The organism is Enterobacter sp. MGH 4 (assembly GCF_000534735.1).
Lineage (GTDB): Bacteria > Pseudomonadota > Gammaproteobacteria > Enterobacterales > Enterobacteriaceae > Enterobacter > Enterobacter intestinihominis.
In genome coordinates this window covers 277915-288831 of sequence record NZ_KI973295.1, presented here as the reverse complement: position 1 = coordinate 288831, position 10917 = coordinate 277915, and the positions used below count along the sequence as shown (strand labels likewise).

The following is a 10917-nucleotide window of genomic DNA, read 5'->3' as shown; positions in this document are numbered from 1 at the left end:
CTTTTTTGCTTAAAAAGGTATCATTAACTTAAGGGCAGGTTACTGAAAACAGGCTCCCCAGCGTTCCGCTTTATGCTTCTGCCGGGGAGTCAGAGGGGCTTACACTTCCAGGAAGTTCATGATCCCGTCAGCCGCTTTACGGCCTTCGGCAATCGCCGTGACCACCAGGTCAGAGCCGCGAACGATGTCGCCACCGGCGAAGATTTTCGGGTTGCTGGTCTGGAACGCGTTGTCGCTGCCTTCCGGCGCAATTATGCGGCCCTGAGAGTCCAGCTCTACGCTGTGCTTCGCCAGCCACTCCATGCTGTGAGGACGGAAACCAAACGCCATCACCACGGCGTCAGCCGGGATCACGTGTTCAGAACCGGCCACGATCTCCGCGCGACGACGGCCTTTCGCATCCGGCGCGCCCATCTCCGTGCGCGCCATCTTCACGCCGCTCACTCTACCGTTGGCATTCACCTCAATACCCAGAGGCTGGATGTTGAACTGGAACTCCACGCCCTCTTCACGCGCGTTTTTCACTTCGCGCTTAGAGCCCGGCATGTTCTCTTCGTCACGACGGTAAGCACAGATGACGTGCGCCGCGTTCTGACGAATGGAGGTACGCACGCAGTCCATCGCGGTATCACCGCCGCCCAGCACCACCACGCGTTTGCCTTCCATGCTGACGAACGGCTCATCGGCGGTCTCACCGTAGCCCATGATCTGCCTGGTGTTGGCAATCAGGAACGGCAGCGCGTCGTACACGCCCGGCGCATCTTCGTTCTCCAGACCACCGCGCATGGACTGATAAGTACCCACGCCCAGGAACACGGCGTCGTAATCCTTCAGCAGGTCGTCGAGCTGCACGTCACGGCCCACTTCCACGTTCAGTTTGAACTCAATGCCCATGCCGGTGAAGATTTCGCGGCGGCGGGTCATCACCTCTTTCTCCAGCTTGAAGGCCGGGATACCGAAGGTCAGCAGGCCGCCAATCTCCGGGTGGCGATCAAAGACCACCGCTTTCACGCCGTTACGGGTCAGCACGTCCGCACAGGCAAGGCCTGCCGGGCCCGCGCCAATAATCGCCACGCGCTTGTCGGTTTGACGCACGCCGGTCATATCCGGACGCCAGCCCATTTCGAACGCTTTATCGTTGATATAGCGTTCGATGTTGCCGATGGTTACCGCGCCAAACTCGTCGTTCAGCGTACAGGAGCCTTCACACAGACGATCCTGAGGGCACACGCGGCCGCACACTTCCGGCAGGGTGTTGGTCTGATGAGACAGCTCGGCGGCTTCAAAAATACGCCCTTCGTTGGCCAGCTTCAGCCAGTTCGGGATGTAGTTATGGACCGGACACTTCCATTCGCAGTAAGGGTTACCGCAGGACAGGCAGCGGTCTGCCTGTGCTTTGGCCTGGCCTTCTGAAAACGGCTCGTAGATTTCAACAAATTCAATTTTACGGATCTTCAACGGTTTCTTTGGCGGATCAACACGCTGAAGGTCGATAAACTGGTAAACGTTCTGGCTCATCTGAATTCCTTACTGCGCCTGCACGCGCAGCTCTGCTGCGCTACGACTACGGTGACCCAACAGGGCTTTAACATCGCTGGACTTCGGCTTAACCAGCGCAAATTTCGCAGAGAACGCCGGCCAGTTGGCCAGGATCTCTTCGCCGCGCGAAGAACCGGTATGCTGCACGTGTTCGGTAATTAAGCCGCGCAGGTGTTCTTCGTGGATGGCCAGCGTATCAACGTCCAGCACTTCCACCAGTTCCGGGTTCACGCGTTTGCGGAACTCACCGTCTTCATCCAGGACGTAGGCAAAACCGCCCGTCATGCCCGCGCCAAAGTTCACGCCGGTTTTACCCAGGACGCACACAATTCCGCCCGTCATGTATTCACAGCCGTTATCGCCGATGCCTTCCACCACGGTGATGGCACCGGAGTTACGCACCGCAAAACGCTCGCCCGCACGGCCCGCGGCAAACAGACGACCGCCGGTTGCACCGTACAGACAGGTATTGCCGATGATGCTTGCTTCATGGCTGCGGAAGGCTGAACCAACCGGAGGACGCACCGCCAGCAGACCGCCCGCCATGCCTTTTCCGACGTAGTCGTTGGCATCACCGGTCAGGTATAACTCAACGCCGCCCGCGTTCCACACACCGAAGCTCTGACCCGCGGTACCGCTGAAGTGCGCAGTAATCGGATCCGACGCCAGGCCCTGGTCACCGTGCGTTTGCGCGATGTAACCGGAGAGGGATGCACCCACGGAACGATCGGTGTTGCGGATATCAAACCAGAACGTTTTGCTCTGCTTCTCATCCACGTACGGCTTCGCCTGTTGCAGCAGCTGCGCGTTCAGCACGCCGTTGTCGAACGGCGGGTTGTTCTCGGTGCAGTAAACCGCTTTGCCAGGATGCGGCTGAGCGGTTTCCAGCAGCTTAGACAGCTCCAGCTTCTGCTGCTTGGCCGTGAAGCCCTCAAGCTCTTTCAGCAGGTCGGTACGGCCAATCAGATCCACCAGACGCTTCACGCCCAGCTGCGCCATCAGCTCGCGGGTTTCACGGGCGATGAAGTCAAAGTAGTTAGTCACTTTGAACGGGAGGCCGTGATAGTGATTCTTACGCAGCTTTTCGTCCTGGGTAGCAACGCCCGTTGCGCAGTTGTTCAGGTGGCAAATACGCAGGTATTTACAGCCGAGCGCAACCATCGGGCCGGTACCGAAGCCGAAGCTTTCCGCACCCAGAATCGCCGCTTTGATGATGTCGAGGCCGGTTTTCAGCCCGCCGTCTACCTGCAAACGGATCTTGTGACGCAGGCCGTTGGCGACCAGCGCCTGCTGGGTTTCCACCAGACCAAGCTCCCACGGACAACCCGCGTATTTTACGGAGGAGAGCGGGCTTGCGCCGGTGCCGCCGTCGTAGCCGGCGATGGTGATCAAATCCGCATAGGCTTTCGCCACGCCGGTGGCGATGGTGCCAACGCCCGGCTCGGAAACCAGCTTCACGGAGATCATCGCTTTCGGGTTGACCTGTTTCAGGTCGAAAATCAGCTGCGCCAGATCCTCGATAGAGTAAATATCGTGGTGCGGCGGCGGGGAGATCAGCGTCACGCCCGGCACCGAGTAGCGAAGCTTAGCGATGTACGGGGTGACTTTATCACCCGGCAGCTGACCGCCTTCACCCGGTTTTGCCCCCTGCGCGACCTTAATCTGGATCACGTCGGCGTTAACCAGGTACGCAGGCGTTACGCCGAAACGGCCGGACGCCACCTGCTTGATACGGGACACTTTATTGGTGCCGTAACGGGCAGGATCTTCACCGCCTTCGCCGGAGTTGGAGTTGCCGCCGATGCTGTTCATGGCTTCCGCCAGCGCTTCGTGGGCTTCCGGGCTCAGCGCGCCGATGGACATCGCCGCGGTATCGAAACGTTTGAACAGCTCAGATGCGGGTTCAACCTCGTCAATGCTGACCGCTTCCTCACCCGGATTGAGGGCAATGAGATCGCGCAGCGTCGCCGCCGGACGGTTGTTCACCAGCTCAGCATACTGCTGATAATCGCTGTACTCGCCGCTTTGCACCGCCTGTTGCAGTGTGCGCACCACGTCCGGGTTATAAGCGTGATACTCACCCCCGTGAACGTATTTCAGCAGACCGCCCTGTTCCAGCGGCTTACGTGCCAGCCAGGCGCGTTTCGACAGGTTCACCAGATCCTGCTGGAAGTCAGCAAAGCCTGCGCCACCGATACGGCTGATCACGCCCTGGAAGCAGAGGTTGGCAACGTCGTCATGCAGACCGACCGCTTCAAACAGCTTCGAGCAGCGGTAAGAGGCGATGGTCGAGATGCCCATTTTGGACATGATCTTGTACAGACCTTTATTGATGCCGTTACGGTAGTTCAGCATCACAGCACGGTAGTCTTTATCGATCGCGCGGGTATCCACCAGGCGGGCCAGTGTTTCGTAGGCCAGGTACGGGTAGATCGCCGTGGCGCCAAAGCCTAACAGCACCGCAAAGTGGTGCGGGTCGCGCGCGCTCGCAGTTTCAACGATGATGTTGGCATCGCAGCGCAGGCTCTTGTCCACCAGACGCGTCTGGATAGCCCCCACCGCCATGGGTGCAGGCACCGGCAGACGGTTTTTCGCGATGTTGCGGTCAGACAGCACCAGCAGAACGGTGCCGTTACGCACCATCTGCTCGGCTTTGTCGCACAGCGCGTTCACCGTCTCTTCGAGGCTCGTTTCGGTCACGTCGAAGGTGATATCGAGCGTGTCGGCGCGATAGTGCTCCTCGGTCATGGTGGTGAGCTGTTTGAAATCGGAGTACAGCAGGATCGGTGATTTAAAGGTCAGACGGTGCGCCTGGCCTTCGGCTTCACAGAATACGTTCATCTCACGGCCGATGCTGGTGGCCAGCGACATGACGTGGGCTTCGCGCAGCGGATCGATTGGCGGGTTGGTGACTTGCGCAAACTGCTGACGGAAATAGTCGTAAATAATGCGTGGCTGGCTGGAGAGCACAGCAAACGGGGTATCGTCACCCATTGAGCCGACCGCTTCCTGGCCGTTTTCGCCGAGCACGCGAATAACCGAGTCCAGCTCTTCCGCGCTGTAGTTAAACTGCTTCTGGAAGCTCGCGAGGGTGTCATCGTCCAGCTCGCGGCTACCCACTTCTTCGTCTGACAGATCTTCAAACGGCACCAGACGACGCACGTTTTTCTCCATCCACTCTTTGTACGGATGGCGGCTCTTCAGATCGTTGTCGGTTTCAGCAGAGTGCAGAATACGCCCACCGCGGGTGTCGATCACCATCAGCTCACCCGGTCCGACGCGGCCTTTCTCGACCACTTCGTCTGGCTGGTAATCCCAGATACCCACTTCAGAGGCACAGGTGATGAGCTTGTCTTTGGTAATGACATAGCGCGCCGGACGCAGACCGTTACGGTCCAGGTTACAGGCGGCAAAACGTCCGTCGGACATAACGATGCCTGCCGGGCCATCCCACGGCTCCATGTGCATGGAGTTAAAGTCAAAGAACGCGCGCAGCTCAGGGTCCATATCCGGGTTGTTCTGCCAGGCCGGCGGTACAAGCAGACGCATGGCGCGCACGATATCCATCCCGCCCGCCAGCAGCAGTTCCAGCATGTTATCCATTGAGCTGGAGTCCGAGCCGGTTTCGTTCACGAACGGCGCGGCATCGTGCAGGTCCGGGATCAGCGGGGTCTGGAACTTATAGGTACGGGCGCGGGCCCACTGGCGGTTACCGGTGATGGTGTTGATCTCACCGTTGTGCGCCAGGTAGCGGAACGGCTGAGCCAGCGGCCAGCGTGGAACGGTGTTGGTGGAGAAGCGCTGGTGGAACAGGCAAATGGCCGATTCCAGACGCAGATCCGCCAGGTCCAGGTAGAAGCGCGGCAGGTCAGCCGGCATGCACAGACCTTTATAGATGTTCACCAGGTTAGAGAGGCTACAGACGTAGAACTCTTTATCGTCCTGAAGACGTTTTTCAATGCGGCGGCGGGCAATAAACAGACGGCGTTCCATATCACGCGGACGCCAGCCCGCAGGCGCGTTGACGAAAATCTGTTCAATACGAGGCAGCGAGGAGAGGGCGATTTCACCGAGCACCCCTTCGTTGGTTGGCACATCGCGCCAGCCGACAATCGACAGGGTTTCACGCTGAAGTTCTTCTTCAACGATGCGGCGTGACGCGGCAGCTTTTTCAGGATCCTGATTCAGGAACAGCATACCGACAGCGTAGTTTTTGGCTAAACGCCAGCCGCGCTCTTCCGCCACGATGCGGAAGAAACGATCCGGTTTTTGCAGCAGCAGACCGCAACCGTCGCCGGTTTTACCATCGGCAAGGATGGCGCCACGGTGCTGCATACGGGCCAGTGCGTGAATAGCAGTACGCACTACCTTGTGGCTAGGTTCGCCTTCTATGTGGGCGATCAGGCCGAAACCACAGTTATCCTTCTCAAGGGATTTATCGTACAACATATCAGTTAACCTCCCCAGGCTCGTCGGGCTTCCCACTGAACTTTACCGTGGCGCACAGGCGCAGAAAGAGCATGGCGACGGGGTTAGCGTTTCATACGCGGACCTCGCATTCGCCCTCTTTTTCATCCTTTCGCGCAGGTAAACAAGTTTGAGGACTTGCTTCAGAGGGAATCTCAATTACTGCATAAATATGATGAGCAGGCCGCTCATCCAGAAAGCTTCCAGCGGATTTCCAACTTATCGGGAATTGGTACACAGGTCAAATGGCAATCTTATTTATACAAAAATGTGCTAAAGAGTGGTCATATTGTTGTTTTTATTGATGATTTCACTATTTTTACAACCACTTAAAGCGCCGGGAAGGTGCAGGGGAGTGTGATCTGACTCACTATATGAAAGCGGTATTATCAATGCAGCGTGCTGAAATGCAGATTTATAGCAGAATAATAATCTGGGGTGGCATTCAAACCCGCATAAAATCACTGTTTTTCAGACCTGGCGCTATAAATGAAAAAAACCATCAGAACATAAGGAAAAGTAATTACGTGCAGGGTGAATGAAATCTCGGTAATCGTGATTATTTATTCAAATAGATAAAGGCCGTCCAGGGCGATTGATCCAGGTCATCGCCGACAGAGGCTAAAAATGGCAGGCTTGTCCCCTTTCTTCGGGACGGTCTATCAGATTATGCAGTTACAGAAATTAGTCAATATGTTTGGTGGGGATCTTTTGCAGCGCTACGGACAAAAGGTTCACAAACTGACGCTGCACGGCGGCTTTAGCTGTCCGAACCGCGATGGCACCATCGGGCGTGGTGGCTGCACCTTCTGTAACGTGGCCTCGTTTGCTGATGAAGCTCAACAGCATAAATCTATCGCTGAACAGCTCGCCCATCAGGCGAGTCTGGTGAACCGCGCGAAGCAATATCTGGCCTATTTCCAGGCCTACACCAGCACGTGGGCGGAGGTGCAGGTGCTGCGCGCTATGTATCAACAGGCGGTTGCTCAAGCGAACATTGTCGGGCTGTGCGTGGGGACGCGTCCGGACTGCGTGCCGGACGCCGTGCTGGATTTACTTAGCGAGTACAAAGAGAAGGGCTACGAGATCTGGCTGGAGCTGGGCTTGCAGACCGCGCACGACAAAACCCTGCACCGTATCAATCGCGGGCATGATTTTGCCTGCTACCAGCGCACCACGCGTCTCGCCCGCGAGCGTGGATTAAAAGTCTGCTCGCATCTGATTGTCGGCTTGCCGGGAGAAGGGCAGCAGCATGGCCTTGAAACGCTGGAAAAAGTCGTCGAGACCGGCGTGGACGGCATTAAGCTGCACCCGCTGCATATCGTTACGGGAAGCATTATGGCGAAAGCCTGGGAAGCGGGGCGGTTAAGTGGCATCGAACTCGACGACTATACGGTGACGGCGGGGGAGATGATTCGCCACACGCCGCCGGAGATTGTTTACCACCGCATCTCGGCAAGCGCCCGCCGCCCAACGCTTCTGGCACCGCTCTGGTGTGAGAACCGCTGGACGGGGATGCTGGAAATCGACTGCTATCTACAGGAGAACGGCGTACAGGGGTCGGCGCTTGGCCGCCCGTGGGTTCCACCGCTACCGGCGACGGCCGCCTAACAGACTTCCCAGCATGCCGCGCACTATCTGGTTGGTAATCTGACGCGTCGCGCTTTTTGCCATGGTCTGCACCACGCCATCGCGTTTGCCGCCGCGCGGCCCGGTGCTGCCGAACAGAATATCTTTCAGCCCGCCGAGAATGCCGTCGTCCACGGCTACAGATTGCCCTTTGGCGGCAGGCGCATTCTGCGATTCGGCAGTCGCCTGCACCCCTTTTTGCAGCATCTCGAACGCGGATTCGCGATCCACCTCGTCTTCATACTTCCCGTACACCGGGGAGTGGTTGATCAGGCCGTTGCGTTCATCGTCCGTTACTGGCCCCATGCGCGAGCAGGGCGCAATCACCATCGCGCGCTCGACAACTGTCGGGCTGCCTTTTGCATCGAGGAACGAAATCAGCGCTTCACCGGTGCCCAGCGCCTGAATGGCGGTTTCGGTATCAAAGGCCGGATTGGCACGCATGGTTTGCGCCGCGGCTTTCACCGCTTTCTGATCTTTCGGCGTAAAGGCGCGCAGGGCGTGCTGCACGCGGTTACCCAGTTGCCCCAGTACGTTGTCCGGAATATCCGACGGGTTTTGCGACACAAACCAGACCCCGACGCCTTTGGAGCGGATCAGGCGGATAACCTGTTCAATTTTATCCAGCAGCACCTGCGGCGCGTCGTTAAACAACAGGTGCGCTTCGTCAAAGAAGAACACCAGTTTGGGTTTTTCCAGATCGCCTGCTTCCGGCAGTTGTTCGTAGAGTTCAGAGAGCATCCACAGCAGGCTGGCGGCGTAGAGCTTCGGCATCTGGTAGAGCTTCTCTGCGCTCAGAATGTTGATGATGCCTTTGCCGCTGCTGTCGGTGCGCATCCAGTCTTTGATATCCAGCATTGGCTCGCCGAAGAAATGCTCGGCGCCCTGTTGCTCCAGCGTCAGGAGCCCGCGCTGAATGGCACCCACCGAGGCGCTGCTGATATTGCCGTACTGGTTCTGGAAGGATTTGGCGTTATCGCCAATGTACTGGGTGATGGCACGCAGATCTTTGAAGTCGAGCAGCAGTAAGCCCTGATCGTCGGCGATACGGAAGATAATGTTCAGCACCCCGGACTGCACGTCGTTAAGATTAAGCAGACGGGCCAGCAGCAAAGGGCCGAGGTCGGAGACGGTGGCGCGCACCGGATGCCCTTTTTCGCCGAAGATATCCCAGACCACCACTGGATTACCGTGCGGCGTCCAGTCCGTGATGCCGATATTTTTCAGGCGCTCGAGCAGTTTTTCTGACGCCGTGCCTTCCTGAGCCACCCCGGTTAAATCGCCCTTCACGTCAGCCATAAAAACCGGCACGCCAGCCTCGGACAACGACTCAGCCAGCTTTTGCAGGGTGACGGTTTTTCCCGTCCCGGTCGCGCCGGTGATCAGGCCATGACGGTTCGCCATAGCGGGCAGTAAAAACAGCTCTTTTTCCAGCGTCCTGGCGATTAACAATGGTGTACTCATGATGCACGTCCTCTCGTAGTCCTGGGTGGAGTATAGGCAACCTGACGGCGAAATGTCTGCGTAAATTCCTCACTTTGCGGCGCATTATCCAGTGCGGACTATGCTTTTGCATACGGTAAACAAAATTTTGGGAAACTATGTCCAGATTCTTTTTTAACGACCGCAAACAGCTTGTCAACGATGCCATTGAAGGCATACTTCTCTCCGCGCCGCACGGTAATCTCGTCAAACTGGATATCGATCCGGCCATCCGCGTGGTGGCACGCGGCGACTGGGATAAAAGCCGCGTGGCGGTGATCTCCGGTGGCGGCTCCGGCCATGAACCGGCACATGCCGGGTTCGTCGGTAAAGGCATGCTTACCGCAGCGGTGTGTGGCGATTTGTTCGCCTCCCCAAGCGTGGATGCGGTCCTCAATGCCATTGTGGCGGTGACGGGCGATCGTGGCTGCCTGCTGATTGTGAAAAACTACACCGGCGACCGGCTTAACTTTGGCCTGGCGGCGGAAAAAGCCAAACGCTACGGCCTGAAGGTGGAGATGGTTATCGTCGCGGATGATATTGCCCTGCCGGATAACAAGCAGCCGCGTGGTATCGCGGGAACGGCGCTGGTGCATAAGATTGCGGGATATGCGGCAGAGCAGGGGAAATCGCTAAACGACGTGCGGGATATAGCGCAACAGGCCTGCGATAACCTCTGGAGCCTGGGCGTGGCGATGCAAACGTGCAACCTGCCGGGCAGCGATGATGAAGAGGGGCGCATAAAACAAGGCCATGTCGAGCTGGGTTTGGGCATTCACGGCGAGCCGGGAGCTTCCGTCGTGGATACGCAAAACAGCAAAGCCATTATCGACACGCTGGTGACGCCGTTACGCGCGCAGGCGGGGGACGGGCGCTTTGCGGTGCTGATCAACAACCTCGGCGGCGTGTCAGCGCTTGAGATGGCTCTACTCACCAAAGAGCTGGCGCATTCGGCGCTGAAAGAGAACATAGCGTATCTGATTGGCCCGGCGCCGCTGGTGAGTGCGCTGGATATGAAAGGGTTTTCGCTAACGCTGTTAAAGCTCAACGATTTCTTCGAGAAGGCGATTCACGCCGAGGTCGAGACGCTGGGCTGGCAGAAGCCCGTCGCGTTCGCGCCCCTGCGTACCGTCCCCCATAGCGCCCTTCGTGACCGCGTGGAATATACCCCATCGGACAATCCGCAGGTGAGCGAGGCCGTCGCTTCGGTAACGAAGACATTGATCCAGCTGGAAAACCGCCTCAACGCGCTGGATGCCAAAGTAGGCGATGGCGATACGGGCTCCACCTTTGCGCAAGGGGCGCGGGATATTGCGCAGCGACTTGAGGAGAACAACCTGCCCCTTAACGACGTGCCGACATTACTCCTGCTGGTGGGGGAGCGGCTGGCTACGGTAATGGGCGGGTCGAGCGGGGTGCTGATGTCGATCTTCTTCACGACGGCAGGACAAAAGCTTCACGATGGACAGCCGCTACCAGAAGCATTGTTGAGCGGACTGGCGCAGATGAAGCAGTATGGCGGGGCCGATCTTGGGGATCGCACGCTGATCGACGCCCTGCAACCGGCGCTGGAGGCGTTAAGGGATGGCGATCTGCGGACGGCGGCGCAGGCTGCGCAGCAGGGCGCCGAAGCAACGGCAAAAATGGCGAAAGCCGGCGCGGGACGCTCGTCGTATGTCAATAAAGAGAACCTGGATGGGGTGATGGATCCGGGAGCGGTCGCGGTGGCAGAAGTACTTAACGTATTGGCGCGGCAGTGAAAGTAGGCCGGGTCAGGCGAAGCCGCCACCCGGCAAACTC

General features: G+C 58.0%; 5 protein-coding genes. 2 read left to right on the top strand and 3 right to left on the bottom strand.

The window, feature by feature from the left end; translation table 11 throughout:
• Positions 1 to 99: 99 nt before the first annotated feature.
• Both gltD and gltB read right to left on the bottom strand, forming a co-directional pair.
• Entirely contained in the window at positions 100 to 1518 is a 1419-nt protein-coding gene (gltD, locus tag L350_RS04730; protein ID WP_032626441.1) for a glutamate synthase subunit GltD, read from the bottom strand.
• 9 nt (positions 1519 to 1527) lie between these two features.
• Positions 1528 to 5988, bottom strand: coding sequence for a glutamate synthase large subunit (gene gltB, locus L350_RS04735; RefSeq protein WP_022649542.1), 4461 nt, complete (start codon positions 5986 to 5988; stop codon positions 1528 to 1530).
• A 687-nt stretch (positions 5989 to 6675) separates the two neighbouring features.
• On the opposite strand from gltB, the gene L350_RS04740 reads away from it, so the two are divergent.
• On the top strand, positions 6676 to 7617 hold the full coding sequence (locus L350_RS04740; RefSeq protein WP_115504199.1) for a tRNA modification radical SAM protein MnmL/YtqA: 942 nt from the start codon (positions 6676 to 6678) through the stop codon (positions 7615 to 7617).
• Here the strand turns inward: L350_RS04740 and L350_RS04745 are convergent.
• On the bottom strand, positions 7597 to 9099 hold the full coding sequence (locus L350_RS04745; RefSeq protein WP_022649540.1) for a helicase HerA-like C-terminal domain-containing protein: 1503 nt from the start codon (positions 9097 to 9099) through the stop codon (positions 7597 to 7599). The genes L350_RS04740 and L350_RS04745 overlap by 21 nt on opposite strands.
• 137 nt (positions 9100 to 9236) lie before the next feature.
• Here L350_RS04745 and L350_RS04750 point away from each other — a divergent pair, with 137 nt between their 5' ends.
• Complete coding sequence (locus L350_RS04750) at positions 9237 to 10877, top strand: dihydroxyacetone kinase subunit DhaK (protein WP_032626435.1); 1641 nt, start codon at positions 9237 to 9239, stop codon at positions 10875 to 10877.
• The last annotated feature ends 40 nt before the right edge of the window (positions 10878 to 10917 follow it).

Bases quoted from the DNA above. Each gene is read 5' to 3' on its own strand.
- L350_RS04740 (WP_115504199.1), top strand. From the start codon at position 6,676: ATGCAGTTACAGAAATTAGTCAATATGTTTGGTGGGGATCTTTTGCAG.
- L350_RS04750 (WP_032626435.1), top strand. From the start codon at position 9,237: ATGTCCAGATTCTTTTTTAACGACCGCAAACAGCTTGTCAACGATGCC.
- gltB (WP_022649542.1), bottom strand. From the start codon at position 5,988: ATGTTGTACGATAAATCCCTTGAGAAGGATAACTGTGGTTTCGGCCTG.
- gltD (WP_032626441.1), bottom strand. From the start codon at position 1,518: ATGAGCCAGAACGTTTACCAGTTTATCGACCTTCAGCGTGTTGATCCG.
- L350_RS04745 (WP_022649540.1), bottom strand. From the start codon at position 9,099: ATGAGTACACCATTGTTAATCGCCAGGACGCTGGAAAAAGAGCTGTTT.